The sequence below is a fragment of the Dehalococcoidales bacterium genome, from assembly GCA_028717385.1.
Classification (GTDB): Bacteria; Chloroflexota; Dehalococcoidia; order Dehalococcoidales; family CSSed11-197; genus CSSed11-197.
The window spans coordinates 79802-105098 of sequence record JAQUNW010000001.1 but is presented as its reverse complement, the minus strand read 5'-3'; the positions used below and the strand labels follow the sequence as shown (position 1 = coordinate 105098).

Sequence of the window (25297 nt, the reverse complement as noted above, 5' to 3'; positions counted from 1 at the left end):
CGGCAGCTGAACCTTAACTCTTATTTTCAGATTTTCTTATCGATATATCAATATTTTCAATATGGTTTACTCCTTTAAGGCTGTGAACCATATTTGTAATTACGTTTTCTATGATTTCATCCGGGAATTCCTTGAGATCTACAGGCGTATTATTTATGTAAAGCGCAATACGATGCTGGTTAGGGATGATGAATTCTTTTTCCAACAGATCGCAAATTCCGGAAAAATCATTAATATCGAATTGGGGTACTTTAATATCCAATTTTTCATCAGTAGCTACTGCTATCAGGCCTTGCGGATTCTCCAGAAGGGTCATGCCGGCCCGATGAACTTCAATCTTGGGGGCATTGGCGTATTTAAAACCTTCGGCGATGATAAAGTCTGCATCTTCACCCAGTAATCGGACGAGTTCATCCAAGCTGGCTTCTGTGTTACTCTTATTATGTATAATTACAATTTGAGTCTGCGTTCTAATTGCCGTAGTAATGCTTCCAGCTGCTGCATGTCGAGCGCTATCTTTGCCTTCTGCGTCAAACGTGGGTTGCTTGTGAGAATCTTTGATGGTGGCGATACGATATCCCCTGCCAGTTAGTTCACGAACAAGCTTTTCGACCAACGTGGTCTTACCAGAATTGGAACGACCTACAATAGTAATAATCGGTGGCACAGTCACCCTCCTGCCAGATATATTATTAAAAACAAGGTGTTTTTAACAGGCTGATAATGTTAATGGTTAGTATTCTCAGCCATGGTTATTATATACTGAATGTAAAATTGCTGCTTGAGGAATTGTATACAGGATATGAAAGCAATAATATTGATTGGAGGATTGGGTACCAGGCTGGAACCGCTGACTATCACCACACCAAAAACAATGGTTCCTGTCATAAATAAGCCCTTTCTTGAGTATTTAATTAATAAGATTAAACATTGCGGCATCAGTTCAATTGTGTTGTCAGCCGGGCATCTGGCAAACAGTATACCGGAGTATTTTGGTAATGGAGAACGGTTTGGGGTAAATCTGCATTATGTTGTAGAAAAGACTCCTTTGGGAACAGGTGGAGGCATAAAGAACGCTGAAGAGTATTTGGATGAAACTTTTTTGGTCGTCAATGGGGATGTATTTACCGATATTGATATTCTGCAGATGGAAAAATTCCATATGTCCAAGGGCTCATTGGCTACTATCGCTCTTACTCCGGTTGACGATCCAACCCGCTATGGCGTCATAGAGACAGACGGCACCGGCAAAGTCTTAAGATTTTTAGAAAAGCCCTCCCCTGAAGAAGTGACTACCAATATGATAAATGCTGGGCTGATTATAATGGAACCTTCTCTGCTGGCATTGATTCCGACAGGTATCAAATTCAGTTATGAAAAGCAACTTTTTCCTGCTCTTCTCGCCGATGGCAAACCGGTGTATGCTTATTCCACTAATGATTACTGGATAGATATTGGGACTCCAGAAAAATACTTTGAACTTAATGTCGATCTTCTCTCTGGGAAAAGTTGTCAGTATACACCTGCCTCATCATCTCAAATCTACCAGGGGGACAATGTTTCCATTGAACAAGGCGTTAGCTTGAAACAGACTGTAGTAATCGGAAATGACACAACTATAGAAGCCGGAGCTGTTATCCAAAACAGTCTTATTTGGAATACATCCTCAATCGGTCAAGGTGCAATTATACGAAATACGATTATCGCGGATGAGTGTAATATTGGACCTAGATGTATAATAGAAGGTGCAGTATTGGGTAGCCGCGTACAACTATCAGGTGAGGTTGTGCTTTCATCCGGCAGCCGGGTTTATCCCAACACCGTTCTCCATTAACTGTTGTTAGTCAGTAAAAATCTTGAAAATCAAATCCCTCGTTGTCATTATTTTCAAACCATCAAATCATTGTAAAATATATAATTAGTCGAGCTTGAATTTAACCGGAAGGATATAAATGTTAGAAAGACTGGAAAACATCGTTGAGCGCTATAACGAGCTGGAGCGGGAGATGACCTATGGGGAGGTTATCTCCAATCCTAAAGCGTTGCAAAAAATTGCACAGGAACGAGCATCGCTGGAGCCAATTGTAGAAAAATGCAGTTCTTTGAAAGCAATCTTGCGCCAGATGCAAGAAGCGCGGCAAATACTTGATGATGATATTGATGAAGAATTGAGGGAGATGGCTGAAGCTGAAATAGAAGATCTGGAAGAAAAACGACAACAATTGGAACATGAATTGAAAATGGATCTGATGCCGAAGGATCCCAATGATGAGCGAAATATTATTATGGAAATACGCGCTGGTACAGGCGGAGATGAAGCAGGTTTGTTTGCCGGGGATTTGTTTCGCATGTATAGCCGCTATGCTGCGATCAGGAACTGGAACGTCGAAATAATCGATATGAACGAAACATCTATTGGTTCTATTAAAGAAGTTGTATTTGAAATAAACGGTCGGGGAGCATACAGCCGTTTAAAATATGAAAGCGGTGTACACAGGGTGCAGCGCGTACCGACAACTGAATCATCGGGCCGTATTCATACCTCAACTGCCACAGTTGCTGTTTTACCCGAAGCCGAAGAAGTTGAAGTTGATATTAGTGAGAATGACTTGAGGATAGATATTTTTCACAGTGGCGGTGCCGGTGGGCAGAATGTAAACAAGGTTGCTACCGCTGTTCGCATAACCCATTACCCGACCGGGATTGTGGTTACTTGCCAGGATGAACGCTCCCAGTTGAAAAACCGCACCAAGGCAATGTCGGTATTGAGGGCAAAGCTGCTTGATTTGGAAACGCGTAAACAGAAATCTGAAATTACAGAACAGCGGCGCTCGCAAGTAGGTACAGGAGAACGAGCGGAAAAGATACGAACATATAATTTTCCTCAAGATCGGTTAACTGACCATCGAATTGGTTTGAGCGTTCATAATCTGGAAAAAATCATGGAGGGCAACCTGGACGAATTACTGGATGCGCTGGCTACCGAATTTCAGGCTAGGTTGCTGGAGGCGGAATTGTCTTGAACCGGGCGGAAGCTCTGCGAGAAGGAAAGGAAAAACTGCGCTTTGCAGACTTTTCTGAAGCTGATCTGGAAGCCGAGGTCCTTCTGCGCCATGTATTGAAAATTAATCGGGCTGGTTTATTCTCGTCCTTATACGAGAATATATCTTCCCACGAATACACCCGGTATCTGGAATTTTTAAATAGGCGGCTTCAAAACGAGCCGCTGAATTATATCATACGGTATCGGGAATTTTATGGATTAGGTTTTTACGTTGACTCGAGAGTCTTGATTCCAAGGCCGGAAACAGAAATGCTTGTTGAAGAAGCTATTAGAATTGGCCTGCAATTGAAAAATCCGGTTGTGTGTGATGTGGGTACCGGCAGTGGTGCGATAGCGATATCACTCGCTAAGAATCTTCCGCAAGCGAAGATATATGGTATCGATATAAATAACGGATGCATACAAGTTGCACGTAAAAATGCCATATTGCACGAGGTTGAGGACAGGATCAATTTCATCACTGGAGACTTGTTAACATTATTGCCAGAGCCAGTTGATTTAATCGTCGCCAATTTACCTTATGTAAAACAAAGTGATGTTCGCAATGTACCTGGGGAACCGGTTGTTGCCCTTGATGGAGGGTATGATGGGCTTAATGTTATCAGAAGACTGGTGTTACAAGTTGGGATGTATATAAAACAAGGGTGTATTTGCTTGTTGGAGATCGGAGAAAATCAGGACAGGGAAATCCAGGATTTTATTGAGTGTAAACTTCCAGATGCTGGTATAAAAGTCAGCGAAGATTTTGCTGGTATCAACCGTATGATTACCATTACCCTGCCGTAAAACCGGTATGCTGGCAGGGTAATGGTAAGACGTAACTATTTGCTTTCTTCTTTATCCACCTGGGATTCTTCAGATATCTTTTGCGCGAGGTGTGCTGGCACTTCTTCGTAGTGGTCAAATTCCAAGCTGAACTTGCCCCGACCCTGGGTGATTGACTTTAAATCGATTGCATAACGATTGACTTCCGCAAGTGGAACCTGTGCTTCAATAATGTTCATATCTCCTTCGGGGGTGATACCATTTACTCTTGCGCGCTTGGTGTTTAAATCTCCAACTACATCACCGGTGTAATCACCAGGTATGACAACTTTCAGATTCATGATTGGCTCAAGAAGTATAGGATTAGCTGCGGTCATTCCTTTTTTGAATGCCTGGGAACCGGCAATCTTAAAACAGATTTCGCTGGAGTCGACCGGATGGAAGCTTCCATCATAAGCCGTTGCTCTGACATCCACAACCGGACATCCAGCTAATACACCTTCCTTAACCGCTTCCATGACACCTTTTTCAACTGCAGGCAAGTAGTTTTTGGGGATCGAACCGCCCACGATGCGTGTGGCAAATTCATTGCCGCTGCCGCGGGGTAAAGGTTCAAGTTCCATCATTACATGCCCATATTGGCCATGACCACCAGATTGTTTTTTGTGCTTGTGTTCGGCAGTAACCTTATGAGATATGGTTTCTTTATAAGCAACCTTGGGTGTTTTAAGGTCTACTCCCACTCCAAACTTGCGGTGCATTCTTTCTGCTGCGACTTCGACTTGTGTGTCACCAAGGCCGGAAAGTATAGTTTCACCTGTATCGGGATCTCGGCTAACGTTCATTGTAGGATCTTCTTCAACAATCCTGGCTAGAGAAGAACCGAGCTTGTCTACATCCTCTTTGCTATGAGGGTAAACTGCAACAGAATAGCATGGTGAAGGGAATATTACAGGTTCAAGAATCGCCGGATTGGATTGATCTCCGAGAGTATCCCCAGTAGCTGTAACTGCCAGTTTGGCAACAGCACCGATATCACCAGCTGCTATATGGGGAACCGATTCCTGACTTTTCCCGCGGGGTATAAAAAGCTGCCCGATTCTTTCGCTGGCGCCCTGGTTGACATTCCAAACTTGAGAGTTTGAATCGATGTGTCCGGAGTAAACGCGGAACATGGAAAGCTTGCCTACGTAAGGATCAGCGCTGGTTTTGAAGACAAGAGCAGCCAGCGGACCGGTTTCATTCGCTTTCAGCTCTTTGATTGTTGATGTTTCCGCCAGCTTGATATCTCTTTCCTCTGGGGAAGGTAAAAGATCCTTAATGGCGTTCATTAAATCTATAGCTCCGATGTTTGCCAGGCCGGAACCACACATGATAGGTGAAATAGCGCCTGATTTGATCGCTCTAACCAGTACCAAAGTAAGAGCCTCGCTGGAAATCGTTTCGCCAGCCAGGTATTTTTCTATAAGGTCATCATCGGTTTCAGCGATAGCCTCAACCAATTTCTCTTTTTCTTCTGCTACCCTGTCTTTTAATTCTGCTGGAATTTCGGTTTGGTTTCTTTCGGTGCCGGTGTAACAAATTCCGCTGATGAGGTCAATCACACCTTTGAAATCTGCCTGGGAGCCGACCGGTATTTGTATAGGGAGGCAGTTGTTACCGAATTTTTCCTGAATTTCGGCTTTTACTTTAAAGAAATCAGCATTCTCTCTTTCCATTTTAGAAACAAAGAAAATACGGCTCAAGTTTTCTTCTTTGGATAAATCCCATGCAATTTCAGTACCGGTTTTAACATCTGAATTGGCTGCCAGGACTATTACAGCTCCTTCGCAGACTCTGGCGGCGGATTTTACATCCCCTAAAAAATCAGGGTACCCAGGGCTATCGATGAAATTGATTTTTATTCCTTCCCATTCGACTGGGAGAAGGGAGAGGTTGATACTGAGCTTTCTTTTGATTTCGTCGGGATCGAAATCTGAAACAGACGTACCATTATCAACTTTGCCGAGGCGGTTGATTGCCCCGCTATTAAAACAAATTGCCTCCACAAGAGAGGTCTTACCCTCAGAGCCGTGCCCCATAATTACAACATTTCTGATACTTCCGGCGTGGTACTGGTTCATGTTACCTGCCTTTCTCTTTATTGAGTGATTATAAATTTGCTCTTGAGGTTGAGCTGTTGATTATTTCTCCTATCTGGCATTTATTGCTCCTGTTTTCTCATATTATAGATAATTTTAAAGGGGCTGGACAAACTGCATCACAAAACCCCCAATAATATCGGTGTAACAAAGGTTTCGATGAATGCCGCTGGAATCAGAAGGCCAGCAGAAATAGCCAGGTATTTAGCACTGGTGACAAATCCCGGAAGAATTAAACTTCTTGTTTCTTTTTTTAATAACCCTCTCAATGTGATAAAGCCAAAATTGAGTGCTGCTGCAAGTGCAATCAGGAGAGCGGGTATTTCAAATATTCCATGTGGCAGAATCCCGGCTAGCAAATATAGAAATGATTCCTGTTCAACCACTATACCACCAACGATGCCTATTATCAGGCCATTTACCACCAGCGAGAAGAGCGGAATAATGCACAGCACTGGACTGAGAAAGAAAGCAAAGCTGATAGCGATCAAATTGTTGATTAATATGATTAAAAATACAACTGGGCTAGAAAAGGAATCCAGGTCTTCAGCGATATCACCTAGTGGCGCAACACTTTCGATATCAATATTAATGGGGGCAAGGAAGCCGATGATTATACAAGAAAAAAAGATAAATGCTGAGATTAGCAGCCAGCGAGGAAAATTCATCATGATGGATACTGATTCCCAAATCGATTTAGAAAACAAACCTGCTCAAATGGCTTTCTCGACGGAATTCCCGGGGTTTCGTCAGGGCGCCCTATTGCTATCAGATTCACAACTGTAAAGCCTTCTGGAAGGTCAATAATACTGGCGACAGCGGATGCATTAAAATAACCAATAACCACACTGCCAAATCCGAGCGACCAAGCCTCCAAAAGGATATTTTGAACAGCAAGCGCAGTATCAAACATATACCAATCACCTTTGTCGGTAGCCGGAACACCAGCTGAATAGCCGCTTTGACCGAGTTCTGCACATACAACGATAAGTAGCGGCGCTGTAAGCGCGCCATCATAAGCCCGATTTTGCATTAGTGTCTGAGAAATATGTTGCTTTACAGCTTTGTCGTCAATTGCAACGAAACGAGGACATTGGCTGTTTTTCCAGGAAGGAGCCCATCTGCCTGCTTCAAGAATTCTCAATATATTTTCTCGCGAAATTGGGTCTGATTTAAAGTGGCGAATGCTGCGCCTTGAGCTGATAGCTTTAAAGATGTCCATGGTCATTCTTGATCCTTCCACGCTCCTTCACCGATAAGAGCTACGAATCTACATCCCCCTAAATTATGTATTTCTATTTCCCCTTTACGCTTGGTTACTTTTAATAATTCTTGCTGCTGACGATCTCCTACCGGGATAACCATGCGACCATTTTCCTTCAACTGATCAATTAAGACATCTGGAACATTGGGGGATGCCGCAGCAACCAGAATGGCATCATAGGGGGCATCCTGTTTCCAGCCTAGCTCGCCAGCAGCTATTTTGACCTCAATATTTTTGTAACCTAGCATAGAAAGTCTTTCTGCAGCCTGCTTGGCTATATCAGGAATTCGTTCTACTGTAAACACCTTATCTGTCAATTCTGCCAGAATTGCCGCCTGATATCCACTGCCGGTACCAATTTCCAACACTTTATCATATTTCTTAAGGGCCAGCTCGGACGTCATTAAAGCCACAATATAAGGCTGAGAAATTGTTTGGCCATATCCAATTGGAAGAGGCGAATCTTCATAAGCAGAGTCACGAATATAAGATGGAACAAAAAGGTGGCGCGGAACCCGGGATATGGCTGCTATAACTTGGGGATTATGCAGGCGAGATTCAAGGTTAGCTACCATCTCAGCTCGCCTGGATTCAAAATTGTCACCTTTTATCATGGGTAGCCTAAAGAATGAAATACATAATTACAAGAATAATCAGTGTGATAGCAGTGATTACACCCGCACGTTTTATTTCTTTTACAACGGTAGACAACGAATAATCCCCAATTGGAAAGTTTACAGTATTGCTTTTAACCTCCACCGGTGAAGAGTCATCCGTTTTGTTCAAAGGCATTTCCGCGGTTTGTGGGGATATTACCCTTACCGGGATTCTTTTTATTTTCCGGCTTTTCTTTGACTTTTGTGTCATATAACAGCAATTCCTCTAAACAACTTATTTATTTGGCTCTTGGATGGGCATTATTGTATGCCCGGCGAATATGTTCTGAAGAAACATGTGTATAAATCTGAGTGGTAGATATGTTGGCATGTCCGAGCATCTCCTGTACTGCCCTGAGATCAGCCCCTCCGCTTAGCATATGAGTGGCAAAGCTATGCCTGAGTGTATGTGGCGTTACCCGATTTCCTAAACCGGCTGATTTGGCGTAAGCCTTAAGAATTTGCCAGAGACCCTGGCGAGTCAGTCTTTCACCACGCTGATTTACGAATAAGGCTTGTTCACTGTCCTTGCGTACCATTAATGGCCTTGCATCTTTAAGGTAGACGGATACTGATTGGGCGGCTTGGGGATAAACTGGTACAATGCGTTCTTTTCTTCCTTTTCCGAAACAGCGCACGGTATTGTTTGGAATGTCTACATCATCTACATTTAAAACAACGAGTTCGCTAACGCGCATGCCGCTAGCGTAAAGTAGCTCAAGCATAGCCCGGTCTCTTTTAGCTTCCGGGGAGCTCGATTTAGATGGCTGGTTAATCAACTCTCTGACTTCAGGCAGAGTAATGGCATCCGGGAGGGATTTACCGACCTTTGGGGAAGATATATTTTCTGTCGGATTTTCGGGCAGTTTACCTTCACCAACCATGAAGTTAAAAAAGGATTTCGTCGCTGCGATTTTCCTTGCAAGAGTGGTTTGCGCATATCCTCTACCCTTGAGGTCAACCATATAACCGGCAAGCCCATGTTTACCAAAGTTTTGCCAGGATGGCATCACATTACGATATCGGGCATCACGCTCAATAAACTGAACAAGCTGATGTAAATCATTATTGTAAGCCTGGAGTGTATTGTCGGAAAAGCCTCTTTCTACTTTTAGATAGTTAAGAAAACTGTCTATATCTTCTTTCACTATTTACCGCCTTCATTCAAGGATGATTCGTAACATATTAACATAACAAAAAGATAATTTAAACATTTGTCGCGGGATAAAACAAATAAAAAGAGCTGTTGACGCTTTCATAAAGGTAGCTCATACTAATAATCGTAACAAAATGTGCGTTTAGAATAGCCTGGAGAACTGTCCGGAGGTCTACAAGGAGATGAGGGGATGAGCAAAAAAAATGAGACAGCAGTAAACGTAGATGATAGCAGCCAGCCCCGAGACCGTATTTTATCCGTTCCGCTTCCCCAGATACTGGATGAAATGGAATCCAATATCCGGGCGGCAGCAGAAGCAGCCAGGAAGGCTGAAGAAGCAGCTAGAAATGCTATCAACGCAGCTGAATCGGCAACTTCAGCAGCTGGTATCGCTACCCAACAGGCGCAGGAAGCCAGGGATGCTGGCGAAATAGCGGCAGAAATAGCGACAGAAGCAGCCAGAGATGCCGCTCGTAAAGCAGAACAAACAGCCCGTGCTGCTACCGAGGCATCGGAAATGGCAGCAAACAAAGCCGAGGAAGCTGATTTAGGTGCGAGACAAGCTATAAAAGCTCTTGAGCAAGCAACAGCAGAAGCAGCCAGAAAAGGCGATGAAGTGCGGTTGGCAGGTGAACAAGCAGCCGAACGAGCCATTAAAGCAGCAAATGAAATTGCACGGCTTGCCTTATATGCAATAAGCGCTATAAACACAGGAGCAAATTCGGCTGCCAAACTGTCGGAAGATATAAAATTTAAGGCAAAAGAAGCAGAATATAATATACGAGAGCTTGAAAACCTTTAAAGCTCTTTCCTGCTGGTAATATTGTAGCAAATGCATTATCCAACACCTTTGCTGATGACCGATTGTAGCTTTGAGCGCCAGTTTATTAAGTAACACATTATTATGTAATCTAGTTATGTTATAATGATAGGTATATGAACACAAAAAAATTGGAAGAGCTTAAGACCACGGTAAAGTTTTTCCCCGAGTCCCCAGGGGTTTATCTGATGAAGGATCGTCAGAATAATATTATTTATGTAGGGAAAGCATCCAGTTTGCACAACAGGGTTGGTTCATATTTCACCACATATTCTAAACAAAGCAAGAAAACACAACAACTTCTCAGCAATATTGACGACATCGAGTACTTTGTCACCAGTACTGAAGAAGAAGCACTGGTACTCGAATTAAATTTTATCAAACAGTACCGGCCTCATTACAATATTGCTCTTAAAGATGATAAGAATTTTCCCTATATTAAAATTGATACTGATCGGGATTGGCCAAGAGTGATGATTACACGTCGGCTTGAAAGTGATGGTGCTCGATACTTTGGCCCTTACGGGAACGGAGTTTCGGTAAAACGAACTTTAAAAATAATCAAAAAGATATTTCCCTTCCGATCTTGCCGTGATGTTATAGATGGTAAAAGACCACGTCCTTGCCTGGAATACGATATGGGTCGTTGCCTTGGGCCATGCTCTGGAAAAACTACTCGTGATGAATACCGTGCCGTGATAGATAAACTGGTGTTATTTTTAGAAGGTCGCCACAATGCGGTAATCAAGGAGCTTGAGCGTGAAATGAAACGTGCAGCAGGCAAGGAAGAGTTTGAAAAAGCCGCCCTTATACGAGATAAGATTACTAATCTTAAAAAGATACTAACCTATCAGGAAATGGCAACACGTGTAAGGGGAGACCGTGATGCGATTGCGTTTTTCAGGGATGAGAAAGAAGCATTTGTTCAGGTTTTCTTCGTTCGTTCCGGTAAAATCATCGGTCGCGAAGGATTCTTTCTTGCTAATACCAGGTATGAAACCGATTCCCAGGTCATGACCAGTTTTGTAAAACAGTTTTATGACTCAGCGATGGTTATTCCTCCGATGATCCTGCTTCAACACCCGATCGAAGATCGTTTGGTAATCAATAATTGGATAAAATCCAAAGCACAACATGCTGTGAATATCACAGTGCCTGCGCAAGGACCAAAGAAAGAATTGATCGATATGGTGGCAAATAATGCAAAACAAGGTTTGGAAAGTATCAGGTTTAAACTGGTTTCCCATGGAGCAATACAAAATGAAGTACTGGGCGATTTAAAAAACCTGCTTAATTTAAATAGTGTTCCTCATCGAATCGAGGGGTACGATATCTCGAACCTCGGAGGCAGAATGGCAGTGGGAAGTATGGTAGTGTTTGAACAGGGCAAACCGTCGTCATCGCGTTATCGTCGTTTTCGAATTAAAACAGTTGAAGGCCCTGATGATTACAGTATGTTAAAAGAAGTTATTTCCCGAAGATTTAAACATGGGGAATTGTCGGCTGATCCGGAATGGAAGACACTGCCGGATCTTGTTTTAATTGATGGTGGGAAAGGACAGCTGTGTGCAGTGCTTGACGTTATTTCCAGTGAAATTGCTGACAGGGTATCGTTTATCAGCCTGGCAAAAGAAAATGAAGAAATTTTTACTACTCACTCCGCCAGCCCGGTTGTTTTGCCAAAAAACAGCCAAGTTTTGCAATTGCTGCAAAGAGTCAGGGATGAAGCCCATCGATTTGCGATTGGATATCACAGGGTTGTTCGAGAAAAAAAACATTTTGAATCGCTGCTGGATAAAGTTGAAGGTATTGGAACAAAGCGTAAGAAGGCTTTAATCAAACAATTTGGTTCTCTCGAGGGTATCAGGCAAGCGAGCCAGGAACAGATTGCCAAAGTACAGTGCATTTCTCCGGAACTGGCACGAAGGATTAAAATGGCAATATAGGAAACGTAAAATACTGTATGTTAATTCTATTAACGTTTAGTTGTTAAAGAATATAATCATATATAGCCTGGCTTACGCCACCATCGTCTACGCGGGTTGTTACCTGATCGGCAACCGCTATTACTTCTGGAAAGGCATTGCCCATTGCAATGCTCAAGCCGGCTGTTTGCATAAGCGAAATGTCGTTAAGGCCGTCCCCTATTGCTGCCGTATCTTCGAGCGGAATTCCGAGATGATTGCATAATGTTTTAAGAGCATTTCCTTTTGATACATCCGGTTCGAGAATATTAAAAAAATCAACACCAGGGAAAGCGGGGGATCTGGCTATAGAAAAACGTAACGAGTCTTTAAGAGTTTCCTGCAAGTTTTCAGCCAGTGAGAATTCGTTGGGATGTCTTGCAATAGTTTCCATTTTAAGGATCTCTTTAGTTTCCCCCACCTCGACCAGGTCTGCAAGCATGATACTGACATTAAAAAATAGGCGGTGGATCTCATCAGTCCAATTAGCTTTATCGGCATAAAAAGAAGAATGCGAATAAAGCTCGAGATAGGCAGATATTTCCCGACAATAATCAACTGTAGCCAGCACCTTTTCTTTTGGAATAGGCTTGGAGTGGACGATATCGTTAGTATGGGGATTGGAAACTAAGGCTCCGTCAAAGAAGATATGATAACCATCCAAGCATAATTCTTTTAGTATTCTCTCACAAGCCAGCACCACCCTTCCAGTAGAGAGCACTACGATTACGCCGCTCTTTACAGCTTGATTTATAGCTTGCTTATCTTTTGTATTGATATTGCCGTATGCGTTGACTAGTGTACCATCAACATCGAGAACCAGCATTCTGTATTTCATACCTTATTTTAACCGGGGTTGCGCCATTTAGGCAAAATCATGTCCAGCCTTTTCGTTTGTGGCATGTTTTTAACCGTAGAATAAATCCGGGAAATATGCTTTTAAGCAATGTGCTGATTATTCATGCGTACCAGTTATAACGTTTTATGAATATCCTTTGTAGCCATTCGTTACGATGTAATTCCGGAGTGTCCCGATTCCTTCAATTTTAACTTCCACGCAATCCCCCGGCTTCATCGGACCAATGCCGGCAGGAGTACCTGTAGCAATGATATCTCCGGGCATTAACGTCATCACATTGGAAATAAAATGTATAATTTCAGGTATAGAGTATATAAGGTCGCTGGTGTTGCCTTTTTGCTTGATTTCATTATTCAGAAAGGTTTCTATGTTAAGGCTGTCAGCTTGTAAATCAGTTTCAATCCATGGGCCAACCGCCGCAAATGTATCGAATCCTTTCGCCCGGGTCCACTGGCTATCAACCTGCTGAAGATCACGCGCAGTAACATCATTAAAACAGGAGTATCCCAGAATATATTCATAGGCTTTATCCTGGCTAACGGACCAGGCAGGTTTTTTTATTATTACCGCCAATTCTCCTTCGAAATCAACCCTGGCGGATGAAGATGGATATATGATATGAGCTTCGTGACCAATCACCGAAGTAGAGGGTTTTAAAAAGGTTAATGGAGAATTGGGAATCTTTTGCCCCATTTCCCGAGCGTGCGAATGATAGTTCAAGCCCATAGCGATGATTTTTGATGGTTCACATGGAGCTATAAGCTCAATATCTTTAACTTCAAGATATTTGTCAGTTAAAACAGGTTCTGGAAAAGGTGTACCATGGAGCAATCTTACAGAATCACCTTCGATAATGCCATAAATAAATTGGTTTTCATGTTTGCAGCGAATAATCTTCATATGGGTTTTTATTCTAGTCTTTTGCGCAAGAAATTGGCAAATAGCTTCTGCAAACAAATACAAGAACACATAGTATAATTGTTGACATTGATTTACTGAGGTTGTTAAACTGAAGCGCTGCGGACATGATGAAGTCGCCCGGGAGAAATTTTTTGCCCAAAACCAGCCCTTCGGGAAGTATAATAGTATATACCGGTGACGGTAAAGGCAAGACTAGTGCTGCAATTGGTACAGCTGTTCGAGCTTCCGGCCACAATTTGAGTGTATTGCTTGTACTTTTTATGAAAGGCTCCAGTTACGATCATGGAGAGGTCAGGGCGCTTAAAGGAATTCACGGAATAACCATTAAAAGTTTTGGTCAACCAGGCTGGGTAAAAAAGGGCAGCATTCACAATGGTGATATCGAACAAGCGCAACTCGCTTTGTCTTGTGCCCAGTCGGCTATATCCAATGCTGAATATGATTTTGTTATCATGGACGAGGTAAATGCAGCCGTTGATTGTGGGCTGATTAATTTCGAAGACCTGGAGAATATTATTAAAATGTGCCCATCGGGTGTTTCGATAGTTTTAACCGGGCGAAATGCCGATCCAAGGCTGTTCGAAATGGCAGATATCGTGACAGAAATGAAAGCGATAAAATATTTGTATACAACGGGAAATAATGCCCGCAAAGGGCTTGACTACTAGGAGGTAGTAATGAAGGTTACCCTTAGTGTAATCAAGGCTGATATTGGTGGCTGGGTTGGCCATAGTGATTCGCATCCAGAGGTTTTAGCAAAGGCCGAAGAGGCCATGCACCATGCCAAACAGAAAGGAACCATTATTGATTATCATGTCACCAAGTGCGGTGATGATGCGCAGTTGATAATGACCCATACGCACGGTGAAGAAAGTGAGTTGATCCATAAACTTTCCTGGGATACTTTTCTAGCTTGCACGGATGTGGCGAAGAAATTAAAACTGCATGGAGCCGGGCAGGATCTTTTATGCGATGCCTTTTCGGGTAATATAAAAGGAATGGGTCCTGGTGTGGCTGAAATGGAAATAGAGGAAAGGGGTGCAGAAAGCATTCTTATTTTCATGGCAGACAAGACTTCATCCGGCGCCTGGAATATGCCTCTTTACAAGATATTCGCCGATCCATTTAATACCATTGGGTTGGTTATAGCTGGTAATATGCATACTGGTTTTGCTTTTGAAGTACATGATGTAAAAGAGCATAAAAAAGTAACCTTTAATTGCCCAGATGAAATATACGACCTTCTGGTGTTCATTGGGGCTCCATCCAGGTTCTGTATAAAATCTGTTTACCACCGTGATTCTGGTGAAATTGCTGCCACCTCGTCGACCCAAAAACTGTCTCTTATGGCAGGACGTTATGTAGGAAAAGACGATCCAGTCTGCATAGTTCGAGCTCAGGGGCACTTCCCTGCAGTTGGAGAAGTTCTGGAGCCATTTTCACACCCCTTCTTTGTGGAAGGCTGGATGAGAGGCTCACATATGGGGCCTCTGATGCCGGTTTCAGTCCAAGATGCCACTCCTTCGCGATTCGACGGCCCTCCACGGGTGACTTGTCTTGGTTTCCAACTCGCAGAAGGTCAATTAATAGGTCCAAAGGATATGTTTGATGATGTATCTTTTGAAAATGCTCGAGGCGAAGCTAACTATATGGCGGATATTATGCGCCAGCATGGACCATTTGAACCTCATCGCTTACCATTAGACGAAATGGAATATACTACTATGCCACAAGTTGTGGAAAAGCTTAAAGACCGATTCCAGGTTTTGGAGGACTAAACAATGTACGCAAAGCTCCTGATTGCGACCGGAAACCCCGGTAAGCTGCGGGAGCTTTGCGAATTGCTTGCTGGTATTCCGTTCGCGCTTATCTCCCCGAAGGAAGCTGGTATCAAAAGTAGAGCACTCGAAGATGGCCTGACCTATGAAGAGAACGCCATTATCAAAGCGCGTTTTTTAGCAAATCAGAGCAAGATGTTAACCCTTGCCGATGATTCCGGCCTCGAGGTTGATGCCTTGGGGGGAGAGCCTGGTATCAAGTCGGCAAGGTTTGGCGGTGACGGCATAAGTGATGCTGAAAGAAACGTGCTATTGCTTGAACGCTTGAAGGATGTTCCCTTGGAACAGAGAACGGCTCGTTTTAAATGTGTTATTGCAATCGCATCCCCTCTGGGACGCATTGAGACTTGCCAGGGAGTGTGTGAAGGGGTTATTGCGTTCGAGCCAGCAGGGTCTGAAAATTTCGGCTATGACCCAATATTTTATTTCCCCAGTCTGGGAAAGACCATGGCCGAACTCCCTGTTGACATCAAGAATCAAATCAGCCATCGGGGAAAGGCCACCGCCAAAGCCAAAAATCTACTTGATAGCTTTCGCTAATTTCAATATATAATATGTAATAATTATTGAGCCGGGGTGGTTTATTGATGTATACTACACGGCTACAGATGTGAAGAGGTGAACAATGAAAGTATCTTGCCTACAGGAAAATCTCAATAAAGGTTTGAATTTGGTAGGAAGAGCAGCAGCTGCCCGCACTACTTTACCGATAACTAATAATATCTATCTTGGCACTGATCAAGGGCGGTTAAAATTAGTTGCAACCAACCTTGAAATGGCCATATCCTGCTGGATTGGTGCTAAGGTTGAAGAAGAAGGGGCAATTACTGTTCCAGCTCGTACTATCAGTGAGTTTGTAGCATCTCTGCCTAATGATAAGGTTGATATGGCACTTGCAGCTCACTCTAAGGTATTAGATATAAAGTGTGCGCGGTTCGATGCTAAAATCAGCGGCGTTGACGCCAAAGACTTTCCTCCAATACCCCGCATCGAAGATGGTATCACCACACAAGTTGATGCCGATTTATTTAAAAGAGGCATCAGGAAAGTTGTTTTTGCAGCAGCGACTGACGATTCCAGGCCGGTGCTGACTGGAGTAAATGCAGAATTCGATAATGAAACGCTTACCCTTGCCGCAGCCGATGGATTTCGACTGGCGGTTTATAAGATGGCTCTTGAGTCAAAAATGTCACAGAAGGTAACAGCGATTATTCCTTCCCGAACACTTTCTGAGTTATTAAAGCTGTCTGGCGAACAAGAAGAGCCAATAGTTATCGTATTATCCCCATCAAGAAGTCAAATCATATTCCGCCTTAAAGATATTGAACTGGTTTCTCAGTTGATTCAGGGCAATTTCCCCCAATATTCACAACTTATACCACAGAGCTTTGGGACCAGGGTTGTGGCTGATGTAAAACAATTCGCTCAGGCAAATAAGACCGCATCTATTTTTGCCCGGGACGGAAGCGGAATAGTACGTCTGGTTATTACCCCTGGAGACAGTGAAGTAATCCCGGGAAAAATGACGGTTTCAGCGCGAGCTGAGGAATTAGGTGAAGACAAAGGTGAAATAGACGTCACTGTTCAAGGACCGGAAGCAAAGATAGCTTTTAACAACAGGTACCTGGCGGATGTTCTGGATGCCATTGGCGAAACACAGGCTGCACTTGAGATCACTAATCCTTCCAGTCCGGGGGTTTTTAAACCGGTTAATGCAGATAATTATCTGCATGTAGTGATGCCGATGTTTGTTTCTTGGTAGTTATTTAATAGTTAAATACACGTAAACGAAAAATACGAAAGGGTTACCAGTCACCTTTTCGTATTTTTTACAGTTTTCAGTATATTGAACTAGCCAAAGCCAGAGAATATACTTTTTATAGCAACTTTCGTTTTAATAGAGGAGATAGAAATGAGTTTTGCTAAAATTGTAATCCTGTATTTTTCTTCTCTGGCAGTATTTTTTGCGATCGACCTTTTATGGCTCGGGGTTATCTCTAAAAATTTTTACAGCGCTCAGCTTGGGCATTTGCTGGCTGCCAAAGCAAACTGGATTCCGGCTCTTATTTTTTATCTACTTTTCATTGCCGGAATTTTGGTTTTTGTTGTCATCCCTGGGATTGAAGGTGGATCTCTGCTTAAGACTGCACTAATGGCGGCATTATTCGGCCTGGTGTGCTATGCAACCTACGACCTTACTAATATGGCAACTATCAAATCATGGCCAGTAATAGTCACTGTGGTAGATTTAATTTGGGGGATGTTCATTTCAACCAGCGTTGCAGTAATTGCTTATTATATTGGCCGGATGCTTATCTAGATATGCATCCAACCAGGAAGGCTGGAAGTTGATTTTACTTTGCTTCCCTGTTTTTCCATTCGGAAGCTTTACGTACTAGATCAATTGCAGCCTGCATAGCTTCGTCAGAATAATTTTTGCTGGAAAGCATTTCTGCGAGTTCTGTTGCACTGTCATGTGAGTGTAATGTAGCTATTTGAGTGGTATGCCTTTCGTTTTCGGCTACTTTAATAACTCGATAATGTGAATCAGCGAAGGCGGCTATTTGCGGCAGATGGGTAATACAGATTACCTGGTGATGTCGCGCAAGAGACCATAGCTTCTTTCCGATAACCTCACCGCAACGACCTCCAACACCGATATCAATTTCATCGAATATTAGAATGGGTGTTGAATCAGTTTGCGCAAGTGCGTTTTTTACTGCCAATGTGAACCGCGATGCCTCACCGGTTGAGGCAACATCATGCAAAGGTTTCAATGGTTCCCCCGGATTAGTGGAAGCGGTAAATACTATCCTGTCGATACCAATTTTACTATATGCCAGCTTACGATCCTGACTAATCGGAAGCCCGTTTATGTCATCTTGTTCTTTTTCGAAAAGAACACTGAATTTCATTCCGTTCATTCCTAGATCAGAGAGTTCGCTATTGACGTAGCTTTCCAATTTTCGGGCTGCGGATATCCTGGAATCGTGCATCGTGATTGCCAGCTTAGCCAATTCAATTTTAGTTTCACTTATCTCTGCTTCAAGCTTCTCTAGATTAATGGGGATGTTCTCCAGTTTTTCAAGCTCCTGACGTGCCAATTCAGAATAAGTAATCAAACCATCTATATCTTTCCTGTATTTCTTTTTTAATGTTTTTAATGCTTCCAGCCTGTTTTCAACCTCTTCAAGGCGAGCATCACTATTGTCTATTTCATCGATAAATCGCCCAATATCATGTCCGAGATCTTCCAGAGAAGTATTTATCCTTGTAATTTCTTCAACCACCGAAGAAAAGCGGTTATCCAGCTGTGAAAGCTGGAGGGCTATCATTAATCCTTGCCCGCAACAATCTATCGCTGATAAAGAATCCGTATCTACTCCACCAGTAAGAATCAGATGCAACCTATGCCCGAGTTCGCGTATTTTTTCAGCACTTGCCAGCTTATGCAATTCCACCTCGAGTGCTTCGTCCTCACCAGCTTGGAGGCCGGCGTGGGTCAATTCATCGATCTCATAGGCGAGGAAGTCGCGACGTCTTTCGGTATCACCAGCTTCTTTTTCAAGTGTCTTTTTAGTTGATTGTAATTTGTTCAGAGTAGCGAGTTTTGCCCCAAACTGTGTTTTGGTATCCTTGATATCACCAAAGGCATCGAGAATATCTAGATGGTTTGCCGGATCGAATAAAGCCAGGTGCTGGGATTGCGTATGCATATCAATTATCGCCTTACCAATTTCGCCAAGGACTGATTTGGGCACAACGATCGAATTTATCCTGTATATGCTTCTGCCCTGCCGCCTGATTTGAGCTTCAACCAGCAATTCATTGTGATCATATTCTATAGCTCGTTCTTTAAAAAGAGTATAAATTGCTGCTGGTGTCGGATGATCTAGTGAAAAATAAGCTTCAATAATTGCTTGATTTGACCCGTGACGTATAGACGATTCGTCCGCTTTAGAAAAAAACAAGAGGTCCAGCGCCTCGATTATCAAAGACTTACCTGCGCCGGTTTCTCCGGTAATTATGTTAAGTCCTAGCCCGGGTTGCCAATCCAACTCGTCAATTATTCCCAGGGATTTGATTCTAAGTTCTTTTAGTTCCACTTTTCAGCCTCGGTAGATTATGATGCTTTCATATGGGTAAGTCTTTCCGGATTCAAATTATTATATGTCAAGGTTGACTTCATAAGTACAAGTCGGTAAACTTTTAATGATTTTCTTAACAGAAAAGATACCATCTTAAAGCAATTTATTCTACCCCGATTATTGGAGGCAGAGAGTGAAATTATTGATAGTAGGCTGCGGCCAGGCTGGAGGCCGCATTAGTGATGAATTTGCACTATTAAATAAAAAGGCAAGGGCAGAACGCGGGTTTGATATTGTCACAAACGTCTTGGCTGTTAATACTGATGTGGCTGACCTTAGCGGTCTTAACCACATAAAAGCTGATTATAATCACCGTATACTTATTGGCAGCCAAAGGACTCATGGTCACGGCGTTGGTAAAATGAACGAAATCGGAGCGGAAATTGCCAGGGAAGACGGAGACAAGGTTCTCGATAAAATTCGAGATACCAAAAACCTCCCGGAAACCGATGCTTTTATGGTAATAGGAAGCGCTGCAGGGGGAACTGGTTCCGGTTCTTTACCAGTGATAACACAGCTGATTAAAGAACACTTTCCAGAGAAGCCAGTCTATAATCTTATTGCATTACCGTTTAAATATGAAGAAGTCACCGAAGAGCGTTCTGTTTACAACGTTGGTACTTGTTTAAAGTCTGCCTATTTGGTGGCAGATGCCATATTCTTGGTTGACAACCAAAGGTATATAAGCAAGAACGAATCATTACGCCAGAATCTCGCCAAGATTAACCATATGATAGTAAAGCCATTTTACAACCTGCTATGTGCCGGGGAAGAAACCGATGTAAAGTATATTGGCTCCAAGGTCGTTGATGGCGGGGACATTATCCAAACACTTTCAGGGTGGTCTGTGATAGGATACGGAAGGACGCGAACAACTGTATTTAAGAGTCCATTCGGTAAGAAGGTAGACTTCAGGAGTAAAAATACTCAGTCGATGCCCGGCACCCAGGCAATGAACGAAGCATTGGGTGAGACATCTTTAAAATGCGAACCTACCGATGCCAGGAAGGCTTTATATATTATTAACGCCCCGCCTGATGTCATGAGTATGGATCTTATCAAGGACCTGTCTGCCGCACTAAGGGAAATGGCTCCACAAGCTATTATCCGCAGTGGTGATTATCCCAGAGGCAAAGGTTCGGTGGATGTAACCATCATACTTTCAGAATTGGTTAATTCGCGTAAAGTTATGAGTTACTTCTCCAAGACCATCAATTACATGTCACAAATCAGAAGTGAACGCGGATTTGTTGAAGAGCAGGAGAGAGGGCTGGCGAGCGCCTTCCAAGATATACCTTCATTGCTTTCCTAGAGAATGAAAAATGGTGGGCAATAGCCCACCATTTTATTTAACTACTTGTTCTGGCGTTATTCTTCATCGTCCCAGTGTTGACGTTTGGTGGTATCAGTTTGTTCTATCTCGCTGAACATTTGCTCTAAAGCTTCCAGTCGAGCCTTTTTCATTTCCTGGGTTTCGACCTCATCAAGTATTGGAGCTTCTGCAATCCTGGGTTCTTCCGGCAGAAAAGGTTCGTCCACCATTATTTCCTCTTCGATCGCCGGGGCAGGTTTTTGAATTTGGGTTGCGGGTTTCCGTTCTATACGGGGCAAGACGACCTGTTTTTTTGGCGCCTTCTTTTCTGCACTTTTTATTTTCTTTATTAAATCCTGAGATACCTGGCTGGCAACTTTATTGATCTCTCCGCTCCCGGTAATCATTCTTTCAATAACGGGCAGGGATATGTTAACCGCTTGCTGAAGAGCGAGCTTGGAAGCGTTGATAGCTGCTTCTGCGGCTTCAAGTGCTTCTTGGGCAGTTCTTTCAGCTTCTTCGGAAATGCTTTGGGCATAATCAAGTGATTGCTGGGATTGCTCAAGCGCCGCGGCGGATTCACGTCTTGCTTTTTCAGCGGTTTCAAGTGCACGGGAGATAGGCAATTCACAAGACTGGGACCAGCTGTTGATGCTATCAACGGCACTGCTACTGATAGACTGGGCTTTCTCTATAGCTTTTTGAGAATTCAGCATTGCCTGGTCGGCAGTGGTTTTTGCTTGGGTAGCTAGTTCAATTGCACGACTTGAAGCTTCAATTGATTCTTGTCTGGCTTTTTCAACTGCTAGTTCGGATGATCGTATGGTATCTTCAACTTTTATTGTGGCCTGCTTTATTATGTTAACCGCTTCGTTTGACTTTTCAGTAGCCTGTATACTACTATCCTCAATGCGGGTAATTGCATCCTTGGAAAGTCTGATAGCTTCTTCTGCAGTATTTTTGGCCCACAGGCTACTGTCATTGGCTAATTTAAGTGCTTTTTCGAAATTTTTGGTATAACCCGCCGCAGATTCCTGAGCAATTGAGGCAGCACGTTCGGCACGCTTGACGGCATCTTCACTCATGCGAGCTGCCGCATCGGCAACTTTTCTGGATGCACGGCTTACTTCTTCGGCTCTGGCAATAGCGTCACTGGATACCCTATTTGACTCAGCTGCAGCCTCTTTAGTGATCCTGTCTAGTTCTTCGACTTTACTTATCGCTTGTTCACCGAAGCTAATTGCGGTTTGTATTTCTGTTTTTGCTTCCTCAGCAATTTTTTCAGTATTTCTTAACGAATCTTGCGAATTCTTAACCGTAGTTTTTACTTCAGCTAGAGTTTCTTTTATCATTTTTTCCATGCGCTGAATTGCTTCTTCATATGACCTGGCAAGTTCTTTGGATTCTTTTTTAGATTTTTCTATTGTCTCTTCAGCTTTTAAAGCCGCTTCTTTAAACGCGCTTTCAGCTTCTCCTGCACTTTCTTTTGCCCTTGTAAAATCCTCCAGGGCTTTTTCGTTGGCAGTTTCGGCTTTACTAATAGCTTCTTCGGCTTTTCTCACTGCATTTTCAGATGCTTTTTTTGCTTCGGCGCTATCTTTCTGTGCCTGTTTAATCATGTTCTTAGCGCTCGATAAGGCCTCTTTGCTTACCCTGATAGCTTCTGCAGCTTCTTCTTTTGCGGCATCGGCCATCGCACGAGCTTCTAATATTTCTTTTCTGAGTGCTTCGGTTTCTTTTTCCATCATGCTCTCCCGGTAAAAAAATTAAGCTTCGCAGGCTTTTTATGCGATGGTAAACTGGCTAATTCTATAACAGCAATACACCTAAATCAAACCACATTTTCAAAAGCATGTAAACTTACTTGCTATCAATTGCTTGTTTGTATGCATATGTTAAGGATAAAATGAGGCTAATATACAGGGTTGAACCCGTATATAAATAGAGGTGGGCATGAAAAAGTACGATATCATTGTGATCGGTTCTGGTTGCGGATTGCTAGTTGTTGAAGCAGCTGCTGCCAATGGGTGGAAAACTGCCTTAATTGAAAATGGCCACATGGGCGGTACATGCCTGAACGTGGGGTGTATTCCTTCCAAAATGCTTATTTATCCGGCTGATGTTATTTACGAAATTGAACGGTCTAAACGGCTTGGAATCAGTGCGTCGGTCAATATGGTTGACTTTAAAGGTATTATCGATAGAGCTGCTTTTACGGTGAAGGGATACCGGAATAAACTTCATCGCCAATTGCATCGCTTATCCGGAGTAGATTTATATGAAGATACCGCCAAGTTTTCCGATGATTATACTATAAGAGTAGCCGGAGAGGAAATTACTGCTCCCACTATAATTATTGCTTGTGGTACACGTCCCGTAGTACCAGATGAAACACTTGTTGGGCAAGAAGGAATATTAACGAATGAAAACTTACTCGACCTGCAAGGGGCGCCAAAACAACTTGTAATTATAGGGGGAGGGTATATTGCCTGTGAGTATGCTCATTTCTTTTCTTCCGTGGGTTCCAGGGTTATCCTGATAGAAATGGAAGAGCGACTGCTTACATCTGAAGAACCGGAAGTTAGCGATCTGGTGGAAAAGACTCTAAAACAATCGCTTGAGATCCATACCGGCAGAAAACTGGAAAATGTTATTAGAAGCGGGTCTGAGTGGGAGGTAAATACAGTGTCAATGACTAACGGTAACATGCAAAAATACGAAACAAGCCATGTGCTATTTGCCATGGGGCGCAAGCCAAATACTGATTGGCTGGACATGAGGAACACATCAATTCAGCTGGACAAGAAGGGTTTTATACGGGTAAATCAATTTCTTTCTACTAATGTGAAAGGTATATACGCAATTGGAGATGCTAACGGAATCCAGATGTTTCGACATGCTGCAAATTATGAAGCTGAAATTGCGTGGCATAATTGTGCCCATACAAAGAAAGGTAATGACTTGCGAATACCAGTTGATTATCATGCAATGCCACGAGCAGTTTTTACTCGGCCGATGGTAGCTGCCGTCGGAATGACTCAGGCTGAAGCCGAAAAGATACACCCGATCACAGTTCGCACAGCCTTTTATAACGAAATCGCCAAGGGCGCAGCAATGCAGGAAAACTACGGTTTTATAAAAACAGTGGTTAACAGGGATAGCGGTGAAATTCTTGGGTGCCATATTGCCGGACCTCAAGCCCCGGTTTTAATCCAGGAGGTTGTAAATGCGATGGCAGGAGATGGTACTGCTTCATCCATTTTTCGCGGGATTCATATACATCCTGCCTTAAGTGAACTCATTCCTCTCGCTTTTTCTCGGCAATAAATACAAGAGTTAATAAACAATTATCAACAATTCTTGTTGTAAATAAAAAAACAGGCATATCAAGCCAAAAACGATTGACTTTAATTCGTATTGTTGATACTGACCTGCCCTCCCATAAAGGTATCCACCCATTGTGTTAGCCTTTTTTAAAAATACATTGGGGCAGCATGGTAAAGAAGGGATACACGCCGGAACAGATCATCAACAAGCTCAGGGAAGGCCTTAAAGCGCCCAAGAAACAGCCCAAGAGGAGCAGGTTGTGGCTGAGTGACGGATCATGTATAAGATTAAGACCTGAGCACAAGGACCATGTCTGGAGCTATGACTTCGTCAAGTCCCATACCGCAGGCGGCGGACAGTTTCAGAATACTTACCATCATCGATGAGTTCACCCGGGAATGCCTGGCACTGTATGTAGCCTAAACATCACCTCCAAAGAGGTTATCGAGCAGTTGTATGAGCTCTTTATCCTGCGCGGTATACCCGAGCATATCCGCTCCGACAACGGATCGGAGTTCACTGCCGAGGCCGTCCGGCAGTGGCTGGCTGACCTTGGAGTGAAGACGCTCTATATAGAACCCGCTAGCCCCTGGGAGAATGGATACAACGAATCATTCAACGTAAAACTGCAGGACGAACTGCTCAAAAGGGAGCTATTTATGAACCTTAAAGAAGCTAAAATACTGGTCGAACGGTGGCGCTGGGAGTATAATCATGTCCGGCTTCACAGTGCCAAGGGATACAAACCACCGGCTCCAGAGGTGAAAATACTAACTGTATAGGTGGCACCCTATTGGGGGCTGGTCATAATTTCTACGTATGAAAATCAAAGATATTATTGCTGAGCCAATGCAAGTTCATAAAATTGGATCCAAGCAGACAATACTTGAACGAGTAGTTGAGCTGATAGGTTTGGTGGGTTTGTGTGATAAACAAATCAATCGTTACCCTCGTTAATTCAGCGGTGGTCAAAGGCAAAGAATAGCAATTGCCCGAGCCCTTGCTACAACGCCGAAATTTATAGTATTCGACGAGCGTTCATCAGCGTTGGATATTTCTATA

Annotated in this window: 24 protein-coding genes and 1 pseudogene; 14 read left to right on the top strand and 11 right to left on the bottom strand. The window is 43.1% G+C overall.

The features are described 5' to 3' along the window. Positions 1–13: 13 nt before the first annotated feature. Complete coding sequence (gene mobB, locus PHX29_00550; GenBank protein ID MDD5604405.1) at positions 14–667, bottom strand: molybdopterin-guanine dinucleotide biosynthesis protein B; 654 nt, start codon at positions 665–667, stop codon at positions 14–16. A gap of 135 nt (positions 668–802) precedes the next feature. On the opposite strand from mobB, the gene PHX29_00545 reads away from it, so the two are divergent. The 3 genes from PHX29_00545 (at position 803) to prmC (ending at position 3850) form a co-directional block, all read left to right on the top strand. Further along, on the top strand, positions 803–1834 hold the full coding sequence (locus PHX29_00545) for an NDP-sugar synthase (protein ID MDD5604404.1): 1032 nt from the start codon (positions 803–805) through the stop codon (positions 1832–1834). A 118-nt stretch (positions 1835–1952) separates the two neighbouring features. Beyond that, complete coding sequence (gene prfA / locus PHX29_00540) at positions 1953–3023, top strand: peptide chain release factor 1 (GenBank protein MDD5604403.1); 1071 nt, start codon at positions 1953–1955, stop codon at positions 3021–3023. Continuing rightward, positions 3020–3850: a peptide chain release factor N(5)-glutamine methyltransferase gene (gene prmC, locus PHX29_00535; GenBank protein ID MDD5604402.1), complete on the top strand. Its 831-nt coding sequence runs from the start codon at positions 3020–3022 to the stop codon at positions 3848–3850. The genes prfA and prmC overlap by 4 nt, the downstream gene beginning before the upstream one ends. Positions 3851–3885: 35 nt before the next feature. Here prmC and fusA read toward each other — a convergent pair whose 3' ends face one another. The 6 genes from fusA to xerD all read right to left on the bottom strand — a co-directional run bounded on the left by fusA (position 3886) and on the right by xerD (position 9038). Next, positions 3886–5952 carry an elongation factor G gene (gene fusA / locus PHX29_00530; GenBank protein MDD5604401.1) on the bottom strand — a complete coding sequence of 689 codons (2067 nt, stop codon included), beginning with the start codon at positions 5950–5952 and terminating at the stop codon, positions 3886–3888. 137 nt (positions 5953–6089) lie between these two features. Next, positions 6090–6641, bottom strand: coding sequence for a stage II sporulation protein M (locus PHX29_00525; protein MDD5604400.1), 552 nt, complete (start codon positions 6639–6641; stop codon positions 6090–6092). After that, entirely contained in the window at positions 6638–7213 is a 576-nt protein-coding gene (locus tag PHX29_00520; protein MDD5604399.1) for a nitroreductase family protein, read from the bottom strand. Before PHX29_00520 ends, PHX29_00525 begins: the two co-directional genes overlap by 4 nt. Then, positions 7195–7848 (bottom strand): protein-L-isoaspartate(D-aspartate) O-methyltransferase, encoded by a 654-nt coding sequence (locus PHX29_00515; GenBank protein ID MDD5604398.1) that lies wholly within the window; start codon positions 7846–7848, stop codon positions 7195–7197. The genes PHX29_00520 and PHX29_00515 overlap by 19 nt, the downstream gene beginning before the upstream one ends. Positions 7849–7855: 7 nt before the next feature. Continuing rightward, positions 7856–8101, bottom strand: a complete 246-nt coding sequence (locus tag PHX29_00510; GenBank protein ID MDD5604397.1) for a hypothetical protein — start codon at positions 8099–8101, stop codon at positions 7856–7858. 28 nt (positions 8102–8129) lie between these two features. Continuing rightward, positions 8130–9038, bottom strand: a complete 909-nt coding sequence (gene xerD / locus PHX29_00505) for a site-specific tyrosine recombinase XerD (protein MDD5604396.1) — start codon at positions 9036–9038, stop codon at positions 8130–8132. A gap of 198 nt (positions 9039–9236) precedes the next feature. Between xerD and PHX29_00500 the strand changes: the two genes are divergently transcribed. Continuing rightward, positions 9237–9848: a hypothetical protein gene (locus PHX29_00500; GenBank protein ID MDD5604395.1), complete on the top strand. Its 612-nt coding sequence runs from the start codon at positions 9237–9239 to the stop codon at positions 9846–9848. A 134-nt stretch (positions 9849–9982) separates the two neighbouring features. Continuing rightward, positions 9983–11812, top strand: a complete 1830-nt coding sequence (gene uvrC, locus PHX29_00495) for an excinuclease ABC subunit UvrC (GenBank protein ID MDD5604394.1) — start codon at positions 9983–9985, stop codon at positions 11810–11812. 43 nt (positions 11813–11855) lie between these two features. Here the strand turns inward: uvrC and PHX29_00490 are convergent, their stop codons facing one another. Both PHX29_00490 and PHX29_00485 read right to left on the bottom strand, forming a co-directional pair. Further along, entirely contained in the window at positions 11856–12668 is an 813-nt protein-coding gene (locus tag PHX29_00490) for a Cof-type HAD-IIB family hydrolase (protein ID MDD5604393.1), read from the bottom strand. Positions 12669–12812: 144 nt separating this feature from the next. After that, on the bottom strand, positions 12813–13589 hold the full coding sequence (locus PHX29_00485) for a fumarylacetoacetate hydrolase family protein (protein MDD5604392.1): 777 nt from the start codon (positions 13587–13589) through the stop codon (positions 12813–12815). Positions 13590–13741: 152 nt separating this feature from the next. On the opposite strand from PHX29_00485, the gene PHX29_00480 reads away from it, so the two are divergent. The 5 genes from PHX29_00480 (at position 13742) to PHX29_00460 (ending at position 17768) form a co-directional block, all read left to right on the top strand. Continuing rightward, on the top strand, positions 13742–14278 hold the full coding sequence (locus PHX29_00480) for a cob(I)yrinic acid a,c-diamide adenosyltransferase (protein ID MDD5604391.1): 537 nt from the start codon (positions 13742–13744) through the stop codon (positions 14276–14278). A gap of 9 nt (positions 14279–14287) precedes the next feature. Further along, complete coding sequence (gene fbp, locus PHX29_00475; GenBank protein ID MDD5604390.1) at positions 14288–15388, top strand: fructose-1,6-bisphosphate aldolase/phosphatase; 1101 nt, start codon at positions 14288–14290, stop codon at positions 15386–15388. 3 nt (positions 15389–15391) lie between these two features. Then, complete coding sequence (gene rdgB, locus PHX29_00470) at positions 15392–15988, top strand: RdgB/HAM1 family non-canonical purine NTP pyrophosphatase (GenBank protein MDD5604389.1); 597 nt, start codon at positions 15392–15394, stop codon at positions 15986–15988. 85 nt (positions 15989–16073) lie between these two features. Then, positions 16074–17210, top strand: a complete 1137-nt coding sequence (gene dnaN / locus PHX29_00465) for a DNA polymerase III subunit beta (protein ID MDD5604388.1) — start codon at positions 16074–16076, stop codon at positions 17208–17210. 150 nt (positions 17211–17360) lie between these two features. Continuing rightward, positions 17361–17768, top strand: coding sequence for a DUF2177 family protein (locus tag PHX29_00460; protein ID MDD5604387.1), 408 nt, complete (start codon positions 17361–17363; stop codon positions 17766–17768). A gap of 34 nt (positions 17769–17802) precedes the next feature. Here PHX29_00460 and recN read toward each other — a convergent pair whose 3' ends face one another. Continuing rightward, positions 17803–19554 carry a DNA repair protein RecN gene (gene recN, locus PHX29_00455; protein MDD5604386.1) on the bottom strand — a complete coding sequence of 584 codons (1752 nt, stop codon included), beginning with the start codon at positions 19552–19554 and terminating at the stop codon, positions 17803–17805. A gap of 175 nt (positions 19555–19729) precedes the next feature. Here recN and PHX29_00450 point away from each other — a divergent pair, with 175 nt between their 5' ends. Beyond that, a complete protein-coding gene (locus PHX29_00450) occupies positions 19730–20908 on the top strand; it encodes a tubulin/FtsZ family protein (GenBank protein ID MDD5604385.1) in 1179 nt (392 codons plus the stop codon). Between the two features lie 56 nt (positions 20909–20964). Here PHX29_00450 and PHX29_00445 read toward each other — a convergent pair whose 3' ends face one another. Next, positions 20965–22656, bottom strand: coding sequence for a hypothetical protein (locus PHX29_00445; GenBank protein ID MDD5604384.1), 1692 nt, complete (start codon positions 22654–22656; stop codon positions 20965–20967). Positions 22657–22861: 205 nt separating this feature from the next. Here PHX29_00445 and PHX29_00440 point away from each other — a divergent pair, with 205 nt between their 5' ends. From PHX29_00440 to PHX29_00430, 3 genes and pseudogenes are all read left to right on the top strand, one after another. Beyond that, complete coding sequence (locus PHX29_00440) at positions 22862–24235, top strand: dihydrolipoyl dehydrogenase (protein ID MDD5604383.1); 1374 nt, start codon at positions 22862–22864, stop codon at positions 24233–24235. Positions 24236–24447: 212 nt separating this feature from the next. Further along, positions 24448–25017: pseudogene (locus PHX29_00435) on the top strand (integrase core domain-containing protein). Between the two features lie 37 nt (positions 25018–25054). Further along, the gene (locus PHX29_00430) at positions 25055–25192 is read left to right on the top strand and encodes a hypothetical protein (protein MDD5604382.1); all 138 of its coding nucleotides are present in this window, start codon (positions 25055–25057) and stop codon (positions 25190–25192) included. Positions 25193–25297: the final 105 nt, after the last annotated feature.

Coding starts and splice junctions, on each gene's coding strand:
- PHX29_00545 (MDD5604404.1), top strand. CDS start 803: ATGAAAGCAATAATATTGATTGGAGGATTGGGTACCAGGCTGGAACCG.
- prfA (MDD5604403.1), top strand. CDS start 1,953: ATGTTAGAAAGACTGGAAAACATCGTTGAGCGCTATAACGAGCTGGAG.
- fusA (MDD5604401.1), bottom strand. CDS start 5,952: ATGAACCAGTACCACGCCGGAAGTATCAGAAATGTTGTAATTATGGGG.
- PHX29_00525 (MDD5604400.1), bottom strand. CDS start 6,641: ATGATGAATTTTCCTCGCTGGCTGCTAATCTCAGCATTTATCTTTTTT.
- PHX29_00515 (MDD5604398.1), bottom strand. CDS start 7,848: ATGATAAAAGGTGACAATTTTGAATCCAGGCGAGCTGAGATGGTAGCT.
- PHX29_00510 (MDD5604397.1), bottom strand. CDS start 8,101: ATGACACAAAAGTCAAAGAAAAGCCGGAAAATAAAAAGAATCCCGGTA.
- PHX29_00500 (MDD5604395.1), top strand. CDS start 9,237: ATGAGCAAAAAAAATGAGACAGCAGTAAACGTAGATGATAGCAGCCAG.
- uvrC (MDD5604394.1), top strand. CDS start 9,983: ATGAACACAAAAAAATTGGAAGAGCTTAAGACCACGGTAAAGTTTTTC.
- PHX29_00490 (MDD5604393.1), bottom strand. CDS start 12,668: ATGAAATACAGAATGCTGGTTCTCGATGTTGATGGTACACTAGTCAAC.
- PHX29_00485 (MDD5604392.1), bottom strand. CDS start 13,589: ATGAAGATTATTCGCTGCAAACATGAAAACCAATTTATTTATGGCATT.
- fbp (MDD5604390.1), top strand. CDS start 14,288: ATGAAGGTTACCCTTAGTGTAATCAAGGCTGATATTGGTGGCTGGGTT.
- rdgB (MDD5604389.1), top strand. CDS start 15,392: ATGTACGCAAAGCTCCTGATTGCGACCGGAAACCCCGGTAAGCTGCGG.
- dnaN (MDD5604388.1), top strand. CDS start 16,074: ATGAAAGTATCTTGCCTACAGGAAAATCTCAATAAAGGTTTGAATTTG.
- PHX29_00460 (MDD5604387.1), top strand. CDS start 17,361: ATGAGTTTTGCTAAAATTGTAATCCTGTATTTTTCTTCTCTGGCAGTA.
- PHX29_00445 (MDD5604384.1), bottom strand. CDS start 22,656: ATGATGGAAAAAGAAACCGAAGCACTCAGAAAAGAAATATTAGAAGCT.
- PHX29_00440 (MDD5604383.1), top strand. CDS start 22,862: ATGAAAAAGTACGATATCATTGTGATCGGTTCTGGTTGCGGATTGCTA.
- PHX29_00430 (MDD5604382.1), top strand. CDS start 25,055: ATGAAAATCAAAGATATTATTGCTGAGCCAATGCAAGTTCATAAAATT.